Source organism: Providencia sp. PROV129 (genome assembly GCF_028482245.1).
In the GTDB taxonomy this organism is placed as follows: Bacteria; Pseudomonadota; Gammaproteobacteria; order Enterobacterales; family Enterobacteriaceae; genus Providencia; species Providencia vermicola.
Genome location: NZ_JAMPQD010000019.1, coordinates 34,574 through 54,893 on the forward strand (window position 1 = coordinate 34,574; position 20,320 = coordinate 54,893).

Annotated in this window: 20 protein-coding genes; 9 read left to right on the plus strand and 11 right to left on the minus strand. The window is 44.4% G+C overall.

Going from position 1 to position 20,320, the window contains the following annotated elements; translation table 11 throughout:
- Positions 1 to 309: 309 nt before the first annotated feature.
- Positions 310 to 540 (plus strand): hypothetical protein, encoded by a 231-nt coding sequence (locus PSF27_RS14375; protein WP_272681730.1) that lies wholly within the window; start codon positions 310 to 312, stop codon positions 538 to 540.
- Complete coding sequence (locus tag PSF27_RS14380) at positions 540 to 872, plus strand: low molecular weight protein tyrosine phosphatase family protein (protein ID WP_206083539.1); 333 nt, start codon at positions 540 to 542, stop codon at positions 870 to 872. The genes PSF27_RS14375 and PSF27_RS14380 overlap by 1 nt, the downstream gene beginning before the upstream one ends.
- Here PSF27_RS14380 and PSF27_RS14385 read toward each other — a convergent pair.
- The 11 genes from PSF27_RS14385 to PSF27_RS14435 all read right to left on the minus strand — a co-directional run bounded on the left by PSF27_RS14385 (position 853) and on the right by PSF27_RS14435 (position 13,199).
- A complete protein-coding gene (locus tag PSF27_RS14385) occupies positions 853 to 1,440 on the minus strand; it encodes an RBBP9/YdeN family alpha/beta hydrolase (protein ID WP_272681731.1) in 588 nt (195 codons plus the stop codon). The genes PSF27_RS14380 and PSF27_RS14385 overlap by 20 nt on opposite strands.
- Positions 1,441 to 1,499: 59 nt before the next feature.
- The gene (locus PSF27_RS14390) at positions 1,500 to 1,787 is read right to left on the minus strand and encodes a barstar family protein (protein WP_047757384.1); all 288 of its coding nucleotides are present in this window, start codon (positions 1,785 to 1,787) and stop codon (positions 1,500 to 1,502) included.
- A 13-nt stretch (positions 1,788 to 1,800) separates the two neighbouring features.
- Positions 1,801 to 2,286, minus strand: a complete 486-nt coding sequence (locus PSF27_RS14395; RefSeq protein ID WP_272681732.1) for a ribonuclease domain-containing protein — start codon at positions 2,284 to 2,286, stop codon at positions 1,801 to 1,803.
- A gap of 86 nt (positions 2,287 to 2,372) precedes the next feature.
- On the minus strand, positions 2,373 to 3,818 hold the full coding sequence (gene tldD, locus PSF27_RS14400) for a metalloprotease TldD (protein ID WP_206083536.1): 1,446 nt from the start codon (positions 3,816 to 3,818) through the stop codon (positions 2,373 to 2,375).
- A 5-nt stretch (positions 3,819 to 3,823) separates the two neighbouring features.
- Complete coding sequence (nit1, locus tag PSF27_RS14405; protein WP_272681733.1) at positions 3,824 to 4,678, minus strand: deaminated glutathione amidase; 855 nt, start codon at positions 4,676 to 4,678, stop codon at positions 3,824 to 3,826.
- Positions 4,678 to 8,460: an AsmA2 domain-containing protein YhdP gene (gene yhdP, locus PSF27_RS14410; protein WP_272681734.1), complete on the minus strand. Its 3,783-nt coding sequence runs from the start codon at positions 8,458 to 8,460 to the stop codon at positions 4,678 to 4,680. The genes nit1 and yhdP overlap by 1 nt, the downstream gene beginning before the upstream one ends.
- Before the next feature lie 24 nt (positions 8,461 to 8,484).
- Entirely contained in the window at positions 8,485 to 9,954 is a 1,470-nt protein-coding gene (gene rng / locus PSF27_RS14415; protein ID WP_206083533.1) for a ribonuclease G, read from the minus strand.
- The gene (locus PSF27_RS14420) at positions 9,951 to 10,538 is read right to left on the minus strand and encodes a Maf family protein (RefSeq protein WP_206083532.1); all 588 of its coding nucleotides are present in this window, start codon (positions 10,536 to 10,538) and stop codon (positions 9,951 to 9,953) included. Before PSF27_RS14420 ends, rng begins: the two co-directional genes overlap by 4 nt.
- A 37-nt stretch (positions 10,539 to 10,575) precedes the next feature.
- Positions 10,576 to 11,064, minus strand: a complete 489-nt coding sequence (gene mreD, locus PSF27_RS14425; protein WP_206083531.1) for a rod shape-determining protein MreD — start codon at positions 11,062 to 11,064, stop codon at positions 10,576 to 10,578.
- Positions 11,065 to 11,109: 45 nt separating this feature from the next.
- Positions 11,110 to 12,072 (minus strand): rod shape-determining protein MreC, encoded by a 963-nt coding sequence (gene mreC / locus PSF27_RS14430; protein WP_206083530.1) that lies wholly within the window; start codon positions 12,070 to 12,072, stop codon positions 11,110 to 11,112.
- An 83-nt stretch (positions 12,073 to 12,155) separates the two neighbouring features.
- Complete coding sequence (locus PSF27_RS14435; RefSeq protein WP_047756254.1) at positions 12,156 to 13,199, minus strand: rod shape-determining protein; 1,044 nt, start codon at positions 13,197 to 13,199, stop codon at positions 12,156 to 12,158.
- A gap of 607 nt (positions 13,200 to 13,806) precedes the next feature.
- Between PSF27_RS14435 and acuI the strand changes: the two genes are divergently transcribed.
- The 7 genes from acuI (at position 13,807) to prmA (ending at position 20,181) form a co-directional block, all read left to right on the plus strand.
- Positions 13,807 to 14,790: an acrylyl-CoA reductase (NADPH) gene (acuI, locus tag PSF27_RS14440; protein WP_272681735.1), complete on the plus strand. Its 984-nt coding sequence runs from the start codon at positions 13,807 to 13,809 to the stop codon at positions 14,788 to 14,790.
- A 231-nt stretch (positions 14,791 to 15,021) separates the two neighbouring features.
- Positions 15,022 to 15,486 (plus strand): type II 3-dehydroquinate dehydratase, encoded by a 465-nt coding sequence (gene aroQ, locus PSF27_RS14445; protein WP_206083528.1) that lies wholly within the window; start codon positions 15,022 to 15,024, stop codon positions 15,484 to 15,486.
- Positions 15,487 to 15,504: 18 nt separating this feature from the next.
- Complete coding sequence (gene accB / locus PSF27_RS14450) at positions 15,505 to 15,975, plus strand: acetyl-CoA carboxylase biotin carboxyl carrier protein (RefSeq protein ID WP_206083527.1); 471 nt, start codon at positions 15,505 to 15,507, stop codon at positions 15,973 to 15,975.
- A gap of 12 nt (positions 15,976 to 15,987) precedes the next feature.
- Complete coding sequence (accC, locus tag PSF27_RS14455) at positions 15,988 to 17,334, plus strand: acetyl-CoA carboxylase biotin carboxylase subunit (protein ID WP_206083526.1); 1,347 nt, start codon at positions 15,988 to 15,990, stop codon at positions 17,332 to 17,334.
- 174 nt (positions 17,335 to 17,508) lie between these two features.
- Entirely contained in the window at positions 17,509 to 17,751 is a 243-nt protein-coding gene (locus PSF27_RS14460) for a YhdT family protein (protein WP_206083525.1), read from the plus strand.
- On the plus strand, positions 17,741 to 19,180 hold the full coding sequence (gene panF / locus PSF27_RS14465) for a sodium/pantothenate symporter (protein WP_272681736.1): 1,440 nt from the start codon (positions 17,741 to 17,743) through the stop codon (positions 19,178 to 19,180). Before PSF27_RS14460 ends, panF begins: the two co-directional genes overlap by 11 nt.
- 116 nt (positions 19,181 to 19,296) lie before the next feature.
- Positions 19,297 to 20,181 carry a 50S ribosomal protein L11 methyltransferase gene (gene prmA, locus PSF27_RS14470; RefSeq protein WP_206083523.1) on the plus strand — a complete coding sequence of 295 codons (885 nt, stop codon included), beginning with the start codon at positions 19,297 to 19,299 and terminating at the stop codon, positions 20,179 to 20,181.
- Positions 20,182 to 20,320 lie beyond the last annotated feature (139 nt).

Consider the following 20,320-nt stretch of genomic DNA (forward strand, 5'->3'; position numbering starts at 1 on the left):
ACTATTATCTACGTTATCTATTGTGCTTAAACGCTGCCCTGCGGGTTCGATTAAAGCGCGTTTCACTCATTTGATGCTGTGTTGAGAGGCTCTTGCCTAGTTCACTAGGCGGCGAACCTCTCGCCTTGCCTAAAATGGCTTTAATTCGAATAAAAATTGACCATCAAAGATAAACAGCCCCTAGGGGAAAATCCTAAAAAGCATCCCTTCCATTGATAGCCCGCGTAAAGCGGCGTACTATTCGCCTGTTAGTCATACTCTGACCCGTATTATCGCGGCTGCTGAACCCCGATAAATAATGAGGAAGATATGGATAATACTCGAAATAGAGCATGGCGCAGAGCCCAAGCTCGTACCAATAAATCACGTGATCAACTGAACGCTCGCCTCGTCGACTGTTATGCGCCAGAAAAAAACTGGAAACAGATGTATGGACGCAGTGAAAAAATGATCCGCGCAGCCCAACTTGGCATGACCTACCCGCAAGTAAGCAGCGCTAAGCTTGTGCGTAATAGCCTTGATGAGATACAAGAAGATTAATGAATATTTTATTCATTTGCAGTAAAAATCAATGGCGTAGCCCAACCGCTGAACAGATCTGGCGCAATCATGCAAGCTGGGTCACCCGTTCAGCGGGAACCAGCCGCCACGCCAAACGCCCCGTTAATGCCGATTTAATCCGTTGGGCTGATGTCATTTTTGTGATGGAACAAAAACACAAAAACCGCCTTAAAGCTGATTTTTCACGCCTACTTGAACACAAGCCCCTCCATGTTCTGGATATTCCTGATGATTATCAGTATATGGCTCCTGAACTGATAGCCTTACTGGAAGATGCAGTCCCTCACATCCTTAACCAAACTGCTGTTTAATTGCCTCAAGCAAGGTGGGAAACGTCGTGTAGCCTTCTCTATCCAGAAAATGCCCTGCATTCTCTTCTAAGATAACCTGTGTTTTTAATGCCTCCGCCAGCACTCTTGATGAGGATGGTGAGACAATTTCATCATTGGTCGATATGATTGAAATTCGCTTATCAGCCAGATCAGTTAATGTTGCATAGCCGAGTGGGCTCAAAGTGTGACTACGCAGCTCAGGTAGCGTCTGTTGCTCTTCATCAAAACCAGACACTAAGACATACCCCTTAACCGCTTGATTCTTATTTTGTAAAAAACGCAATGCGGTAACACAACCAAGGCTATGGCCAATCAACACAGACTCTTTATCAATGTCAAAAGGAAGCTGTTGCAAGCGCTGCTGCCATTTTACTGGATCAGGGGATAAAGAATCTGGCATGTCTGGCACATCAACTTGCGCGCCAAGCGCTTCAAGCTGGCTTTTTAACCATGGGAACCAATTTTTTTCGGGGGATGCTGTATAGCCATGGATAATAACGAATTTTTGATTTATTAATGGCCGTAACATCGAAGTGAAGTTGCTCATCTTAGAATTCCTATCAACTCAGTCATCTTGCTTAGACTTTACCATGAGTGATTGGAAAATCAGTTAGCACTTTTTGTTATATCTAAAGCAAAAACAAATTCGTCTTCCCACATGTCTTGTGCATCATTCATCACATCAATAATATCGGAAAATTCGATGCGTTGTTCTGCACTCATGTGGCTAAAAATAATTGTCACGGGAAGCTCAATGCCTGCAGAAACCATGTCCCACAAAGCATCGAGGTTATGACCAAACCAATCTGGAAGCGAAAATTGCTGAGCAAATTGCTGATAAAAATCATTCAGTGTGTTTATCTGGCGAAAATCAAAGCTCACCTGTTTGCTCATCGCGATGCTTCCTTTAATTAACTTGTTTAAAGCTCTTATAATGGTCGTGGGTAACAAAAATCATCCCATCTGAAGAGTATAGCAAACGATCGGCCCCGCGGTGCCCACAACGGTAGTTGATATCCGCTTCAAACCATTGGCGATTATCTGCGATAGGCAATGATTTTTCGCGATTCGAAAAACGATCCCCCCCAATTGCCCGCCCAGGTAAGACATCGCAAAGATTACCTTTTTTGGCATCCCAACCCGCTTGTCTCGCCTCTTTTTTCGTTAAATAAAATGCAGGAAGTTTTTGATATTTCTGCATATAACTAACGACATTCTGTTGATCAGTCAGTTGGTCAATAGTTTTAGGAAGGGCATTATCTCGGGCGATTGTTTGTTCTGGAATCGCTGGTTTATCTGCTTGTGGTTTATCTTGAACATCACCGCCACGAAAGTATAGGCTCAGTACAATCAAAACAGCCATCAACACCAGTGATATAACTCTTTTATTCATTTATTACCTTCATAATGACAATAACGGCAACCCATACTGGCGCAAAGGCTGCCGTTTAACCCGCTATAACGTGGGATATCGCGAAATTATGCAGTACCACCCACCGTCATTTTGTCTAATTTCAGGGTTGGCTGACCGACGCCCACTGGCACACTTTGGCCTTCTTTACCACAAACGCCGACACCTTTGTCTAGTGCGAGGTCATTACCTACCATGGAAATTTGCTGCATCGCCTCAACACCAGAGCCAATCAGTGTAGCCCCTTTCACTGGCGATGTGATTTTCCCATTTTCAATTAAGTAGGCTTCAGAGGTTGAAAACACAAATTTACCCGAGGTGATGTCAACCTGACCGCCGCCAAAATTCGGTGCGTAAATGCCTTTGTCGACGCTAGCAATGATTTCTTCTGGCGTTGAAGAACCTGCCAGCATGTAAGTGTTCGTCATGCGCGGCATTGGCAGATGCGCATAAGATTCACGACGTGCATTACCTGTTGGGGAAACGCCCATCAGGCGTGCATTCAGTTTATCTTGAATATAGTTACGTAAAATACCATTTTCTATTAGGACGTTATATTGCCCTGGTACCCCTTCATCATCGATAGCAAGAGAACCACGACGACCCGCAATCGTGCCATCATCCACCACAGTACACAGTGGCGAAGCCACTTGCTCCCCCATTTGCCCAGAAAATACGGATGTCCCACGACGGTTAAAGTCACCTTCAAGGCCATGGCCAACCGCTTCGTGTAACAGTACACCTGGCCAACCCGCTCCCAGTACCACAGGCATCATTCCAGCAGGTGCTGCAACGGCAGATAAATTCACCAACGCCATACGTACCGCTTCACGGGCATATTGCTCTGCCACAATTTGGCCTTGATGTAATTCTAAGAAATATTCATAACCATAACGGCCACCACCGCCACTGGCACCACGTTCACGCTTGCCGTCATGTTCGACTAATACACTGACCGAAAGGCGCACTAATGGGCGAATATCTGCCGCCAATGTACCATCAGTTGCGGCAACCAGTACTTGCTCGTAAACACCTGTTAAACTCGCATTCACTTCGATAACACGCGGGTCTTCAGCACGGGCGACTTGGTCAACACGGTGCAATAAATCAATTTTTTGTTCACGCGACAGGCTCTGTAATGGATCAACTACGGAGTACAGTTTTTTGTATTCAACATTGCTTAAAACGCGTGATTTACCAGAGCCTTGTTCGTTCACAATGCTTCGTGCTGCGGTAGCGCTTTGCATCAGCGCTTGCAGTGAAATTTGGTCTGCATAAGCAAACCCTGTTTTTTCCCCGCTTACCGCTCTTACACCAACACCTTGGTCAATATTGTAAGAGCCATCTTTAATGATCCTATCTTCAAGTACCCAAGACTCATGGAAACTTGATTGAAAAAACAGATCCGCATAATCCAGATGGCGCTCAGATAATACCCCTAAAATGTCATACAGATTTTCTTGCCCAAGGCGGTTGGCGGCCAGCAAATGTTCGCTGACAGAAGCTAAACTCATATTCGTTACTCTTTGGTTGCGTCTTTTTTAATCAGAGAGGTCAATTGCGGTCTGAAGCGGTTATGTTTAACGACTCGAATTTGCTCACGCATGACACTCAAACTGTCTGTTTTAATATTCAATACCGTCGATGCCACTGCATCCACGTTCTTTTTCATCACTTTACCCCAACCATCAACGGCAAGGCTATGACCCCACGTGCGGCGGGTTCCATGTACACCCACTTGAGCAGGTGCTAAAATATAACATTGGTTTTCAATCGCACGAGCGCGCAATAATGGCTCCCAGTGTGCTTGACCGGTATAACGGGTAAATGCGGCTGGAACAGAAATAATCTCCGCACCTTGTTCGCGCAGCGCTTGGAACAAGCCTGGGAAACGTAAGTCATAACAAATCGTCATCCCTAACCGACCCACAGGGGTATCCACCACCGTGATATGTTCTCCGCGTTGATAAATCACAGACTCATTATAGTTCCCTTGCTCATCTTCAATATTCACATCAAACATATGAATTTTATCGTAGCGAGCTTTGATATTGCCTTCGGAATCAAATAATAAGCTGCTGCTTGTAATACGTTCGGGATCTTCACGGCTGACCATCGGCATAGACCCAACGAGGATCCACACATTATACCGTTTCGCCATGCTGCTGATAGCGTCTTGCAGCGGGCCTTTTCCTTGGACCTCAGCTTGTTTACGGTAAGTCGCGGCATCCGCAAAGAGCAATGCATTTTCAGGTGTCAAAACTAACTGAACAGCCTCTGGCAACTGTTTGATTTGTTGCTCGATTTGCGCCAAATTGTGCTTAGTATTATTTCCGCTACATAACTGCAAAAGTGCAACGTTACCATTTTTCATTACTCTTGAGTCTCCTTTAGTTGACGTAATACTTCATCAATTTTTGGCTCGTCCAAGCTACCTGTTACACGATAACGGATAACAGAAACTTTGCTCCATAATGGACCGAGCACTTTCGTCGCCGCGAATACCGCAGCGCCTGCAAATGGGTTGACCACAAATGCGGTTGCTACCCCTACTGTAGCAGAAATTTCAGGAGTAATGACCGCTTCTAAGTTAATTTGACGTTTAACAAGGTCAACCTCACCATTTAAAGCAATATCCGCGACCAAGCCATCCACAACTGTGTTTTTTGATGTCATTACGCCATTGTGAAGGGTTGCATCCCCTTTAATCGAGTCAAAATCGAAATCGTTGTTAAACGTATCGCGAAAATCGAACTGTAACTTCCGTAATAAGGCGTCGAAGCTGACTAAGCGCAGGATCTGCCCTGCACGCCCACCGCCCATCTTCGCTATCGCCCCTTTACCCAGTTTTGCCGAGAGCTTACCGTTTAATGAGGCAATGTCTGGTGACCACGGCAAATTACCCCAGTCTAAATTAAATTCAATCGTATAAGGGGACTCAATAATTGGCACTAACATACCGAAATAAGCCGCCGTTTCATCGAAAGCTTCTCCCGTTAAGGAGCCCGCCACTTCGGTTTTATTGCCATCACCGCTGTGCCAAATAGCATCCAATTTTAGCTGCATTGCACTATTGTTTAGCACACCACCAGTGAGTTGCAACGCATTGCCTTGCGGAATGATATTCGCGCTAAACTCACCCAGTTTTTGCCCCGCTAGCCAGCACTCTTTACAAGCCACATTCAGTTGGGGCCAGTGGCTAAAATCAAAGCGCTCGGAACCCGTTGTACTTTCCGCGATTGAATTTGGGTTGTAATACAGGTAATCAATCTCGACTTTCCAAGGCTGTTTGGCATAAATTTGCAGCGAACCTTTTAGATTTTCACTATCTACGCTAACAACTTGGTCATCCCGTTGTAAATCATACGAAAAGTTTAAATCTTTCCAATACTGTCCACCAAGGTAAATAGAAGCCAGTTTGACCTCCAGTACTTCAGGAAGGCGAATATTAACGCCACCTTGACGGCTGTTTGATGAAACTAACAACCCAGCGAGTTTGTCCCAGTCCATGGCCTTAACAGGGGGAAGAGAGACAACAATCGCCGTATTTTTCGGTAATTCAGGTGCTTGGTTTTGCCATGGGGCAATGTGAGCTTTGACTAGCCTTAACGGCTTATCACTCAAGTTCCACACTGTATTAAAGCCAAGACGTTTGCCGATATCACCACCAATGGTCAATTGCTCAGTATCGCCTTTTGCTTGAACATTAATTTGCCCTAATTCTGCCAGTAACTGGCTATTTAGCGCAGGTAATTGGCTTTGTAGCTGCTTCAAGCCAGCAGTGACATCAATTTGCAAATTCACTTTTTCTTTTGCTGAGTCAGGTAAATTTATCGTGACATGACCTTTCCAATCACTGATACCAGACACTTTCTGTTTAATTTCTTCAGGGATCATCGCCAATTTATTCAGCGCCCAATTCCCCGCGATGTTCACATCAACCTGATAATCTTTCGAGCCCATCAACGTTGTAAAATCAACAGAAATAGGTTGCCCAAACCACTGTCCCTGTAGCTTATCACCAATCAAGTCGCCATTATTAAAGCTAAAACTGCCTGTTAGCGACGAAATAGTGCTATCAATCGACTGAATGAATAAATCATTTTTATTAAGGTTAACCTTCCCTTTTGCGACAACATCTTTCCCCGCAGTTAATGGGATAGACAAACTGAGCTGTCCATTCACGATGCCACCAATTTGTAACTCTTCCAAGGTATCACCTATGGAATGTTTCATCGGTGTGTGCACAAAATATTGCTGAATTTGCTTTCCTGTGCCACTAATATCCGCATCGATATACAGCATTTCGTCGGTGTAATCACGGATAATCGCATCAAGGTTGGTTGCGGTTGCATCTGCCAGTTTGACCGTTGGCGCATGCATATACAAACCTGCACGGCGAAAATCTAAATCCATGTCCAAGTTGAGTAACGCTGGCCATTCGCTGTCATACTCGAAAGTGGCATCTCTCAGCGGCACATACACTTGGAATTGACCGTCATTATGGTCATATGGGAAATTGGCAGGATCACCTTTATACACCAATGTGGCGTTGTCGACCTTACCTGCAATAATTGCTTTTGTCAGGTAGTCAGCAACATCTTGCCCCATTAATTTTTGAGGGAAATAGCGCCATGCATCTCCTGCATCATCCAGTCGAATGCCCGATAGAATGGCTAAATCGGCATAATTGCCTTTTTTAGCTTTGGCATAACGAAATTCGCCGTTTGCCCACAGCGATGTGGCTTGTACATCTAAGGCAGGGCTCCAAAGCTTAAATTCACTGTCGTTATCTACCCAATACAGCTGCCCTTTTGCAGTGGAAATCGTAAAAGGCGCTTTAAATTCATCACGGTAATCGACTTCGCTGTCTTGCAGGTTGAAAGAGAGCCCACCACTTTGCATTCCCCCTATCAATACACCAGAGAAATGATCCACAGAAGGAAGCGCCTTCCATTTTTTCCAGCTAACATCCTGCCAATCTAAGCTAACTTGCAAAGATTCAGGCCTATTTTGCGTCGCATCCAGCGCAAATTCGCTCACGATCCCTGTTGGTTGTCGGTGTTGCCAATCTTGCACCATGTCTGGTGTGAGAAATGAAAACGTTGGTAGGACTTCACTTAGACGCTCAAGCTCAATATTCTTTGCTCGAACACGCCAATGGTCGTTATCTTGATATTTTTTCGATGCAGGTAAATACAGCACCGACACACTACCTTGCGGCCAAATGAATTCATTGGTTTTTAATGTATCAAGCTCAGGAATATTAAATAACCAACCATCTCCCTGCCTTTTCATTCGTAGCAGTAAATCATTCACTTGCAAATTCTGAGCTAACTCTCCCGTCCCCCAGTTAGCTTCCCCTTGACGCAGTTGAATCAAGCCACTTTCAATACGGTTATCTTTTAAACTGATCCAAGAAGATAGGCTAAAGTTCGCATCACGTAATGATGTGTTATCTCGTAACCAGCGACTTAACCAAGGCTGCATATCAATATTGTCGGCTTGAAGATAAAAAATGCCATCACTCAATGCACCATTTTTATCTGATACATCCAGTTTAACTTGCAGATACCCATGCTGTTTATTAATGGTTTCAAGGCTGACAAAGCCTTGAGCGCGGTGACGTTCATTTTCATTCAGCCAAGAAAGTTCTGGCAAAATTAACGTGGTCTTTTGCTCTGAAGGCGTTAAGAAGGTCAATTGACTGTCTTTTAGGGTAAAATGGTCAAATTGACGTAAAAATAGCTCTTCAACGCCATCTAATGACCCACCTTCGGGGGAGCCTTCAAAAGAAAAGGGAATTTTGTAATCGACATTGAGTTGGTAGAATGTCAGGTCGCGAAAGCGCCAACGCAGGGAAAAAAGCGAGTTCCAAATATCCAGTTCGAGGTGGATTTGCTTGGCACTTACATCCGTTGTTTCATTTTGCAACGTGGTATCAGATAACGTAAGAATAGGGCCAAAATAACGCCATGCCCCTTCAATCTTACCTATTTTTACCGAAACATCGGCCTTTTTTTCGATATAAGCAATAAGATCGGGGCGATAATTATCAATATTCGGTAAAAGGAAACGCAGCCCTGTCAGCACCAGCGCGCACAGCAATAAAATAACCGCAGTGGTCACCAGTACTACACGTGGCAGTCGTTTCACTTATTTCTCCTTTAAGCAAACAGGCTACATCATCACAACATCAAAGCGTTCTTGGCTGTATAACGGCTCAGTCTGAACTTTCACTTGCTTCCCAACGAAGATTTCTACTTCAGCTAGTGCGTGTGATTCATCCCCTTTGAGCACATCCACCACAGCTTGTGATGCATAGACTAAGAAGCGATCAGCATCGATCGTGCGGTGAACTCTCACAATTTCACGTAAGATTTCATAACATACCGTTTCCACTGATTTCACCGTACCACGGCCTTGGCAAGTTGGGCAATCATCACACAATACATGTTCAAGGCTTTCTCTTGTCCGCTTACGGGTCATTTCCACTAAGCCAAGTTGCGAGAAACCGTTGATCGTCGTTTTAACTTTATCTTTGCTTAACGCTTGTTCCAGCGATGCTAATACACGACGGCGGTGCTCAGCATCAGTCATATCAATAAAATCGATGATGATAATCCCGCCTAAATTGCGTAAGCGTAACTGACGTGCAATCGCTTGAGTCGCTTCAATATTGGTATTAAAAATGGTTTCTTCTAGATTACGATGGCCAACAAATGCCCCCGTATTGATGTCGATGGTGGTCATGGCTTCAGTTTGATCGATGATCAGGTAACCACCTGATTTCAACTCAACTTTTCTGTCCATCGCCCGTTGAATTTCATTTTCAACATCAAATAAATCGAAAATCGGCTGGTTACCTTGGTATAACTCCAGCTTTGCCGTCATTTCTGGCACATACTCTTCGATAAATTCTTGTAATTGAGTATAGGTCAAACGGGAGTCAACGCGAATTCTATCGAGATGAGCGCCTGCAAAATCACGGATAATACGAAAAGCGAGCGCTAATTCACCGTAAATCTTTGTTCGGGTAACATTGCGTTTTTTCCGCTCAATAACTTTTGCCCAAAGACGTTTTAAGAAAGCGGCATCTTGTTTGACTTCATCTTCCCCCACACCTTCCGCTGCAGTACGAATAATAAAGCCACCATTTTCATCACAATATTGGGCAACACATTGCTTTAAGCGTTCTCTTTCTTCTTCACTTTCAATGCGTTGAGAAACCCCCACATGAGAAGCTCCTGGCATGAAAACTAAATAGCGTGAAGGCAGAGTAATGTCTGTCGTCAGCCTCGCCCCTTTGGTTCCTAACGGATCTTTTACCACTTGTACAATCAGGTCTTGGCCCTGTTTAACCAGTTCGGCAATATCCCTGACGTGAAAGTTTTTTTGCTCATCACCCGCAATGCATTCGGTGTGCGGCATGATATCGGATGCATGCAAAAAGGCGGCTTTCTCCAGACCAATATCAACAAAGGCCGCCTGCATTCCGGGTAAAACGCGGCTCACGCGGCCTTTGTAAATATTCCCTACAAGTCCTCTTTTTGCTTCTCGCTCAACATGTATTTCTTGTAAAATCCCACCATCAATATAAGCTACGCGCGTTTCAGATGGTGTAATGTTCACTAGTAGTTCCGCTGTCATGACTTCCCCTTACCATCACCTAACGCTAAAAATCGTTGAATTAATTCATTTGTTTCGACCAAAGGTAAACCCACTACACCGTGGTAACTGCCATTAATTTTACGAATAAAACGACCACCAAGGCCTTGGATTGCATAGGCCCCCGCTTTATCCATAGGCTCACCTGACTGTATATAATCCTGTATTTCAAGTAAAGATAACCCGCTGAATGTCACATCTGTCACAATCAACTCGTGTAATGTCTGTTGGCGATCGGAAATTGCTATCGCTGTCATCACTTGGTGAGTTTTACCCGATAACGCGCTGAGCATCTCTTGAGCGTGCTGGTCATCCCTTGGTTTTTCAAGGATTTTCCCATCCAGAACCACAATCGTATCCGCCCCTAAAACAGGCTTATCTTCCGGTGCAATGGCAACACCTGCTAAGGATTTATCACACGCTAGTCGCTGTACATAACCTTCTGGCGTCTCACCCGGTTGCCACTGTTCCTCTACCTCTGGACGTAAAATTTCAAAAGAATAGTCAAGATATTGCACCAATTCGCGTCGGCGGGGTGAACCTGATGCCAAATAGATTAAATTCATAAAAAATATTTTCCGTCAGATACGACAGCTAAAGCCCTTAACACACTGAAAACTGTCGACGAATTTTTCGTAAAAGCAAAAACAGCCATGGCCACAGGATACCATTGACGAGACTATTCCAGAATACTTGCGGATGGAATAATACCTGAGATGATAAAAACTCAGCCCAAAATACCGCCAGATCTTGGATAATGGTCAACAACATAATGACGAGCGCTTGCTGCCATAGCGCCATATTACGTAATAATTGATGTTTATAGGCGACGAGATAACAAATAATACTGAAGGAAAGCGCGTGAACGCCCAGAGCAGAGCCTTGAATGGAGTCAACAATAATACCTAAAATAAAGCTGGTGCCAACGCTCACGCGGTGTGGCAACGCCATCACCCAATACGCTAAAATCAACAGCAACCATGATGGCCGATAAAAATTAAGCTGTTCTGGCCACGGCATGACTTGCAAAATCAGAGCAATAATAAAGGACAGCCAGATAATAGCACGTCCATTACCACGGTATTCATCCATTTAATTCATTCCTCCTACCCATAACCATAATAATATTTCCTTTACCTATGGTTGCGGTGCCATTGATGGTGGCAATGGTGGCCCTTGAATTTCACTTGGATTCGGTAAAACTTGCGGGAGCACTTTCATTAAGCGTTCATTTGCTGCACGGTACACTTCTGATGGCTGTAACGGCGTTTTCGGGTCACTATCATTACCCCATAAAAGCAGAAGATAACGTAAACGTTGTAGCTCAGCGCTTGGTCTGGCGCTAATGATAGTATATGCACGTTGTGTATCATGTTTCACCGCAGAGACAACCCCAACGGGGTAACCTTCAGGGAAACGCCCACCTAGGCCAGAGGTAACGAGCACATCCCCAACACGGATATCGGTGTTTTCAGGTAATGGCTCAAGCTGTAAATCATCCGCACACCCTGAACCCGCGGCAATGACACGCACATCATTGCGCAGAACCTGTACTGGAAGAGCATGAGTGGTATCGCAGATTAATAATACGCGGCTATTAAAGTTACTCACTCCCACCACTTGGCCGACAACGCCTTTATCACTAATAACGGGCTGACCTTCATAAACGCCTTCATTACTGCCTTTATCAATCACCACTTGATCACGATAAGGCGTGTTCGCACCTGAAATAACTTGCGTCACCATCATGTGTTCATCTTGGCGTAATGGCGAACCGAGAAGCTCCCTTAAGCGCGCATTTTCCTGCTTAAGTTGTTCCAGTAATAGGTTATCGGCTTTTTTCAGTAGCAGCTCTTGGCGCAATGCTTTGTTTTCAAATTGCAGCTGTTCCCGTGAAGAGAAACTTTCTGAGATATTGTCTAGGAACTGACGTGGGCCATTAGCTAAAAAATAGAATGGGCTGACCGCCGTGTCTAAGTAGTTACGGACTTTATTGAAGGGCTCGAATCGATGGTCAATCACCACCAGCACAAGTGCAATAATTACCGCAAAAAAAATGCGTAACTGTAGGGATGGACCTCGCCTAAAAATGGGCTTCATGTGTGGCTAAGTTTCGCTAATGTCAGAGGATCAAAAATAGTCAAAGCAGCTAGGCACCAACCTAACTGCTTATAGTTGGCCATTTAGTCTTCGCTAAACAGGTCACCACCGTGCATATCAATCATTTCTAACGCTTTACCACCACCACGGGCGACACAGGTTAGAGGATCTTCTGCAACGATAACTGGAATACCAGTCTCTTCCATTAATAAGCGATCTAAATTACGAAGAAGTGCACCACCACCCGTTAAGACCATTCCGCGCTCTGAAATATCAGACGCTAATTCAGGTGGACACTGTTCCAGTGCAAGCATAACCGCGCTAACAATCCCCGTTAACGGCTCTTGTAATGCTTCTAAGATTTCATTGGAATTCATTTTGAAACCACGTGGAACCCCTTCAGCAAGGTTACGACCACGGACTTCAATTTCAAACACTTCATCAGTTGGGAATGCAGAGCCAATACCGTGTTTAATACGCTCAGCCGTTGCTTCACCAATCAGTGAACCATAATTACGACGAACATAGTTAATAATGGATTCATCAAAACGGTCACCACCGATACGAACAGAGGATGAATACACCACACCATTTAATGAGATAACAGCGACTTCCGTAGTACCACCACCGATATCAACCACCATTGAACCTGTTGCTTCAGATACAGGAAGACCCGCACCGATAGCCGCAGCCATAGGCTCTTCAATTAAGAAGACTTCACGCGCACCAGCACTTAAGGCGGATTCGCGAATGGCTTTACGTTCAACTTGAGTTGCACCGACAGGTACACAGACCAACACGCGAGGGCTTGGACGCAAAAAGCTGTTGCTATGAACTTGTTTAATGAAGTGTTGTAACATTTTTTCAGTCAAGAAAAAGTCAGCAATAACACCGTCTTTCATTGGTCTGATTGCAGAAATATTACCTGGTGTACGTCCCAGCATCTGTTTGGCTTCACCACCGACTGCGGCCACACTTTTCGGCGAACCTGCACGGTCTTGACGGATAGCGACTACAGAGGGTTCATTTAATTTTACGCCCTGTCCTTTGACATAAATGAGGGTATTGGCCGTACCCAAGTCAATAGACAAGTCATTAGAAAACATGCCACGAAATTTTTTAAACATAACGAAAGAGTTATCCTGCAAGCTGGGGACGAATATAAACCCGTCTACTCTACCAACCACTTGAAGCGGCCTCAAGACGTTAATGAGCTGCTTCTATAAATATGGTCAATTCATCTATTTTTCACGTACCGTACTGTACATGCTTCTTATCGAAACGAAGCAGATAAAAACCTCAAAAATAGATATTAATTTCACTTTTCCCATCACTAGATAGAATTACGTAAAAATAACCCCTACTCTTTGGCTGTTATATACTCCATTGTTTGTATTCCCAGTGTGACAAGTAATTGTGACTACAAGTTCAAATAATATTTATATCTTTTTATTATTGCTACGCACTGGTTATTTTCACTACAAATCAGATGAATTTCACGAGTGTTCGCTCTATTATCTACCAAAAATGAGGCAAATTTGTATTAGTACGCAAAATGAATTCGTCGTGATGCGTTATTTTGCATGATAAAAGCCTATTTATGCCAGAAAAAAATAAATTTTTACAAAATAATTACATTACTAATAGCTTAAGAACCGTTATTACGTCAATGAAATACCTTTAAATTTTCGGCATTTTAAATGACATATTTAATCATTTCACTAGGAGTGAACGATGAAAGCTCTCGTCCTAAACAAATCCGATGAAAAAATCACCGCTAATATCCAATCTCTGACAACAGAAATGCTACCTGCCGGGGACATTATAGTCGATATTCACTGGTCCACACTAAATTATAAAGATGCGCTCGCCATTAATGGGAAAGCGGGTGTAGTAAGACAATACCCGATGGTGCCTGGTATCGATTTTTCTGGCGTCATTCACCACAGTGAAGACCCTCGTTTTCAAGTTGGGCAGCATGTTTTATTGACAGGTTGGGGGGTCGGTGAAACCCATTGGGGGGGCTTATCCTCACAAGCCCGTGTTCCTGCAAATTATCTAACCCCCCTTCCTGAGCAACTCTCTTTAAAACAGGCGATGATTATTGGCACTGCGGGTTTTACCGCTATGCTGTGTGTCCAGGCTCTAGAAGATGCAGGCATTACGCCAGATAAAGGCGAAATCGTTGTCAGTGGGGCAAGTGGTGGTGTCGGCAGCACCGCGGTTCAACTGTTATCTTTATTAGGCTATGACGTGGTCGCCATTTCTGGACGTGAAGAAAATAACGCTTATTTGCAGACGCTAGGCGCAAAACGCGTTTTACCGCGCAGTGATTTTACACATCCCGCAAAACCACTCGATAAACAGCTTTGGGCTGGGGCTATCGATACCGTTGGTGGTGAATTGCTGGCTAACTTGCTGGCACAAACCCATTATAATGGTGCCATTGCAGCTTGTGGCTTGGCTGGTGGTTTTAACTTACCGACCAGTGTGATGCCTTTCATTTTACGTAATGTGCGTCTACAAGGAGTCGATTCAGTCTATTTTCCTGCGGCAAAACGCGCGAAAGTCTGGGAACGCCTTGCACGATTGCTGCCAGCTGCTTTCTATGAGCAAGTATGCTCTGAAATCAAATTGGAAGAAGCTGCAGAATATGCAAAAAAACTCTTAAAAAATGAAGTGACTGGACGTACTCTAGTCAATCTTTGCGAAAAATAACCGAATACGTGCGGCTCTCTGGCAAAAATACGGATTACCGCACATTTCACAAAATAAATTCGGGTAATTTCTCTGATAAGACCAGTATTTTGCTGCTATATGCCACGAAATAATTATAATAGCGTCCTTTGTCGGTAGAAATTCCATTTATTTTTATGATAAAAGATGACAAACGCTCAACATCGCGTTATGTTGTCGGACTATTGATATATCGTCGGAGTTAGCAGCATAATGGCAGAAGATATTCACATTTTACTCTTGAACGGGCCAAACCTAAACCTGCTAGGTACACGGGAGCCAGATAAATATGGCAACCAGACACTTGCTGATATCGTCGCAAAATTGGGCGTTGAAGCAGGCCAGTTAGGTGTAAAATTGAGTCATTTTCAATCAAATGCAGAGCATGAACTGATCGATAGAATTCATGCAGCACGCCATGATGTTGATTTTATTCTCATCAATCCGGCTGCATTCACACATACTAGCGTAGCTCTACGTGATGCGTTATTGGCGGTGTGTCTCCCGTTTATCGAGATCCACCTGTCTAATGTGCATGCGAGAGAACCATTTCGCCAACATTCTTATTTCTCCGACCAAGCTGTCGGTGTAATTTGTGGTCTAGGTGCTGATGGCTACCGTTTTGCTTTACAGGCAGCGGTTAACCGCGTGCGCCTAATTAATTCAATCCAAATATAAGAGTACGGAATCATATCCATGGATATTCGTAAAATTAAAAAGTTGATCGAGCTGGTCGAAGAGTCTGGCATTTCTGAACTGGAAATTTCTGAAGGTGAAGAGTCAGTACGTATCAGCCGTGTCGCTCCTGCTTCTCAAGTTATGGCTGCACCTCAACAATTTTACTCAGCACCTGTTGCACAACAACCTGCGCTGGCAAATGCTGTTGCACCATCTGAAGCAATGGCAACACCAGCTGCTCCTGCAACCGTTGCAGGGCATCAAGTTCGCTCACCAATGGTAGGAACGTTCTACCGTGCGCCAAGCCCAGAAGCGAAAGCATTCGTTGAAATTGGCCAAACTGTGAGTGTTGGTGACCCACTTTGCATCGTTGAAGCGATGAAAATGATGAACCAAATTGAAGCAGACAAAGCAGGCGTTGTTAAAGCCATTCTGTTGCAAAACGGTGATGCAGTAGAATTTGACGAGCCATTAGTTGTCATCGAATAACGAGGCGTCTCCATGCTGGAAAAAATTGTCATCGCAAACCGCGGGGAAATCGCACTACGTATTTTGCGTGCCTGTAAAGAATTAGGCATCAAAGCTGTAGCGGTTCACTCCACGGCTGATAGCGATCTAAAACACGTGTTGCTGGCTGATGAAACTATCTGTATTGGCCCAGCAGCCTCTGCAAAAAGCTACTTAAATATCCCTGCGATTATCTCCGCAGCAGAAATTTCAGGCGCACAAGCGATTCACCCAGGATATGGTTTCTTGGCTGAAAACGCTGATTTCGCAGAACAAGTTGAAAACTCGGGCTTTATTTTTATCGGTCCCAAAGCTGAAACCATCCGCCTAATGGGTGACAAGGTTTCTGCGATTAACGCGATGAAAAAAGCAGGAGTTCCATGCGTGCCAGGTTCTGATGGCCCACTAGGTAATGACACCGAAAAAAATAAAACCATCGCAAAACGCATCGGTTTCCCTGTGATCATCAAAGCATCTGGTGGTGGTGGTGGTCGTGGTATGCGTGTGGTTCGCAACGAAAAAGATTTGGAATCTTCCATCAATCTGACGCGTGCTGAAGCGAAAGCCGCTTTCAATAATGATATGGTTTACATGGAGAAATACCTTGAAAACCCACGTCATATTGAAATTCAAGTTATGGCGGATGGCCAAGGCAATGCGGTTTATTTAGCAGAACGTGACTGTTCAATGCAACGTCGCCACCAAAAAGTGGTTGAAGAAGCACCTGCACCAGGGATCACCCCTGAAATTCGCCGTAGCATCGGTGAACGCTGTGCAAATGCCTGTATTGAAATCGGTTACCGTGGTGCAGGTACCTTTGAATTCCTGTTCGAAAACGGTGAATTCTACTTTATCGAAATGAATACCCGTATTCAGGTTGAGCACCCAGTGACTGAAATGATCACGGGCGTTGACTTAATCAAAGAGCAATTACGTATTGCTTCGGGTTTACCATTATCAGTGAAACAGGAAGATATTGTGGTTCACGGTCATGCGGTTGAGTGTCGTATCAACGCAGAAGATCCGAAAACCTTTATTCCTAGCCCAGGTAAAATCACACGCTTCCACTCTCCAGGTGGTTTCGGTGTACGCTGGGAATCTCATATCTACGCAGGCTATACAGTGCCTCCGTACTATGACTCAATGATTGGTAAACTGATCACCTATGGTGAAACCCGTGAAATTGCTATTTCTCGTATGAAAAATGCATTGAATGAGTTAATCGTTGATGGCATCAAAACCAACATCGAACTGCACCAAATGATCATGAACGATGAAAACTTCCAAAAAGGTGGAACTAACATCCACTATTTAGAGAAAAAACTGGGCATTTCTGAGTAATTTTGAAATTGTCTGTTTGACTCATCGTCAATTAATGCCGCAAAGCCCTGCTTCGCGGCATTTTTTTGCATTAAATACCTTTTCTCGCACTTTTATTCTGCCTTTTCTTACACTCTACCTGCGGATTATCGTACAATCCCTGATTATTTTTCTGTGAGTGAGGAGGAATAACGGATGGATAAACGTTTTCTTCAATCCAATAAGGAAGCGCGTTGGTCTCTCTATTTGACCATCGCATACATGATAGGCTGGATAATTAGTGCCTATCTACCCGACAATACGCGTGGTATCACTGGTCTACCGTTATGGTTTGAGTGGTCATGCATTATTGTCCCCGTCATTTTTATTTTGCTCTGCATTATGATGGTCAAAATCATTTTTAAAGATATTCCTCTGGAGGAGAAGGATGCAGATTGAAGTTCTTCTACCTTTAATTGGTTATCTAGCACTAGTTTTCCTGTTATCCGTCTACGCCTATAGAAAACGGACGAAAGGGGAATTCCTCAATGAGTACTTTTTAGGTAACCGTTCCATGGGCGGCTTTGTCCTAGCCATGACCATTACAGCAACCTATATTAGCGCAAGCTCATTTATTGGTGGGCCTGGTGCAGCGTATAAATATGGTCTGGGCTGGGTGCTCCTTGCTATGATCCAACTCCCTGCTATTTGGTTATCTCTCGGAGTATTAGGGAAAAAATTCGCTATCTTGGCACGTCGCTATAATGCAGTGACTCTAAACGATATGCTATACGCTCGCTACCAAAGTCGATTTTTAGTCTGGTTCGCCAGTGTTAGCCTGTTGATTGCCTTCTTTGGGGCAATGACTGTACAGTTTATTGGCGGGGCAAGACTACTCGAAACCGCCGCAGGTATTCCCTACACATATGGGTTAATTATATTCGGTGTCTCCATCGCGCTATATACCGCGATTGGCGGGTTTCGGGCGAGTGTATTAAACGATGCCTTACAAGGGCTCGTCATGCTGCTTGGCACGGTGATTTTACTTGTTGCCATCATTTATAATGCAGGGGGCCTCCCTGCTGCAATTGAAAAAATACAGTCTATTGATCCGAAATTAGTCTCCCCAGCAGGAGGCGATGATATTCTAAGTGGGCCGTTCTTAGCATCATTCTGGATTTTGGTTTGCTTTGGTGTTATCGGCTTACCACACACTGCGGTTCGCTGTATTTCATACAAAGACAGTAAAGCCGTTCACCGTGGTATTATTTTGGGCACTATCGTGATGGCGGTATTGATGTTTGGAATGCACTTTGCGGGCGCATTAGGTAGAGCAATCATACCTGACCTCACTATCCCTGACCAAGTCATTCCAACCTTGATGGTACAAGTACTACCGCCTTTTGCCGCAGGGATTTTCTTAGCAGCGCCTATGGCGGCAATTATGTCCACCATTAATGCCCAATTACTGCAATCTTCAGCAACTATCGTCAAAGATATTTACCTGAACGCAGCACCAGAACAAATAAGAAATGAGAAGAAGCTCGCACGGATCTCCAGCTTTTCTACTCTGATCTTGGGCGCATTACTCCTCATTGCTGCGTGGAATCCACCACAAATGATCATTTGGCTAAACCTGTTAGCCTTCGGTGGGTTAGAAGCCGTTTTCTTATGGCCACTGGTACTCGGACTGTATTGGGAGAAAGCCAACGGAACGGGCGCGGTTAGTGGCATGGTTGTCGGAGGAGTAAGCTATGCAATCTTAGCAAGCTTCAAAATCGAAATCATGGATTTCCACGCCATCGTACCATCACTGATTTTTAGCCTAATTGCGCTTCTTGTCGGTAATCTTTTTGGCAAAAATCCAGTACAATTGACGACAAATTAATTTAGAGACCTGTTTTTGACATTGTCTCGTCATATGACATTCATGCTCTAAATAGTGTGGGCTATCTGCACCAATTACGCGATAGCCCAAAACATAGTGAGCATTTAAGGAATACTATGCCTTGGATCCAAATCAAAATTAACTCCACAGCCCAACATGCGGAAGCACTGGGTGATGAACTTATTGAAACAGGCGCAGTCTCTGTAACATTTCAAGACAGCCACGATACCCCTGTTTTCGAACCGCTACCTGGGGAAACCCGTCTGTGGGGTGATACTGATGTAATTGGCTTATTTGATGCAGAAACGGAGATGAAATTCGTTGTTGCTCAATTAGAAAATAGCCCTCTATTGGGCACTGGTTTTGCCCACAAAATCGAACAGTTAGAAGACAAAGACTGGGAAAGAGAGTGGATGGATAACTTTCACCCAATGCGCTTTGGTGAGCGCTTGTGGATCTGCCCGAGCTGGCGAGATGTCCCTGATCCAACTGCGGTAAACGTGATGCTTGATCCTGGCTTAGCATTTGGAACAGGAACTCACCCAACCACATCCCTGTGTTTACAGTGGCTTGATGGCCTTGATTTAGAAGGTAAAACGGTGATTGACTTTGGTTGCGGATCTGGGATTTTAGCGATCGCTGCACTCAAGCTCGGTGCCGCTCATGCCATCGGGATCGATATTGATCCTCAAGCGATTACGGCAAGCCGTGATAACGCTGAACGTAATGGCGTTTCAGAGCGTTTATCTCTCTACTTACCGAAAGACCAACCCCAAGAGCTCCAAGCTGATGTCGTCGTCGCTAACATCCTTGCTGGCCCATTACGTGAATTAGCACCAATGATAAGCGTGCTACCGCGTGCAGGTGGGTTACTAGGACTTTCGGGTGTTCTCGCAACACAGGCAGAAAGTGTCGCAGATGCTTACCGCGCAACCTTTGAAATCGACCCTATTGCCGAGAAAGAAGAATGGTGCCGCATCACAGGTGTCAAGCATTTTTAATAGAAAAATTATAAAAATCAGAGAATAATTTCTTTGAAAATAAGCGCAGAATAGATTATCTTATAGCTCAAATATTGCTCAGTTGCTGGCGATAATCTGTTCTGCACGAGATTTGAACAGCATAACAGTTATTTTAATA

What these genes read in the sequence shown, in the direction of transcription:
- PSF27_RS14375 (WP_272681730.1), top strand. Translation starts at nt 310, where the DNA reads ATGGATAATACTCGAAATAGAGCATGGCGCAGAGCCCAAGCTCGTACC.
- PSF27_RS14380 (WP_206083539.1), top strand. Translation starts at nt 540, where the DNA reads ATGAATATTTTATTCATTTGCAGTAAAAATCAATGGCGTAGCCCAACC.
- PSF27_RS14385 (WP_272681731.1), bottom strand. Translation starts at nt 1,440, where the DNA reads ATGAGCAACTTCACTTCGATGTTACGGCCATTAATAAATCAAAAATTC.
- PSF27_RS14390 (WP_047757384.1), bottom strand. Translation starts at nt 1,787, where the DNA reads ATGAGCAAACAGGTGAGCTTTGATTTTCGCCAGATAAACACACTGAAT.
- PSF27_RS14395 (WP_272681732.1), bottom strand. Translation starts at nt 2,286, where the DNA reads ATGAATAAAAGAGTTATATCACTGGTGTTGATGGCTGTTTTGATTGTA.
- tldD (WP_206083536.1), bottom strand. Translation starts at nt 3,818, where the DNA reads ATGAGTTTAGCTTCTGTCAGCGAACATTTGCTGGCCGCCAACCGCCTT.
- nit1 (WP_272681733.1), bottom strand. Translation starts at nt 4,678, where the DNA reads ATGAAAAATGGTAACGTTGCACTTTTGCAGTTATGTAGCGGAAATAAT.
- rng (WP_206083533.1), bottom strand. Translation starts at nt 9,954, where the DNA reads ATGACAGCGGAACTACTAGTGAACATTACACCATCTGAAACGCGCGTA.
- PSF27_RS14420 (WP_206083532.1), bottom strand. Translation starts at nt 10,538, where the DNA reads ATGAATTTAATCTATTTGGCATCAGGTTCACCCCGCCGACGCGAATTG.
- mreD (WP_206083531.1), bottom strand. Translation starts at nt 11,064, where the DNA reads ATGGATGAATACCGTGGTAATGGACGTGCTATTATCTGGCTGTCCTTT.
- mreC (WP_206083530.1), bottom strand. Translation starts at nt 12,072, where the DNA reads ATGAAGCCCATTTTTAGGCGAGGTCCATCCCTACAGTTACGCATTTTT.
- PSF27_RS14435 (WP_047756254.1), bottom strand. Translation starts at nt 13,199, where the DNA reads ATGTTTAAAAAATTTCGTGGCATGTTTTCTAATGACTTGTCTATTGAC.
- acuI (WP_272681735.1), top strand. Translation starts at nt 13,807, where the DNA reads ATGAAAGCTCTCGTCCTAAACAAATCCGATGAAAAAATCACCGCTAAT.
- aroQ (WP_206083528.1), top strand. Translation starts at nt 15,022, where the DNA reads ATGGCAGAAGATATTCACATTTTACTCTTGAACGGGCCAAACCTAAAC.
- accB (WP_206083527.1), top strand. Translation starts at nt 15,505, where the DNA reads ATGGATATTCGTAAAATTAAAAAGTTGATCGAGCTGGTCGAAGAGTCT.
- accC (WP_206083526.1), top strand. Translation starts at nt 15,988, where the DNA reads ATGCTGGAAAAAATTGTCATCGCAAACCGCGGGGAAATCGCACTACGT.
- PSF27_RS14460 (WP_206083525.1), top strand. Translation starts at nt 17,509, where the DNA reads ATGGATAAACGTTTTCTTCAATCCAATAAGGAAGCGCGTTGGTCTCTC.
- panF (WP_272681736.1), top strand. Translation starts at nt 17,741, where the DNA reads ATGCAGATTGAAGTTCTTCTACCTTTAATTGGTTATCTAGCACTAGTT.
- prmA (WP_206083523.1), top strand. Translation starts at nt 19,297, where the DNA reads ATGCCTTGGATCCAAATCAAAATTAACTCCACAGCCCAACATGCGGAA.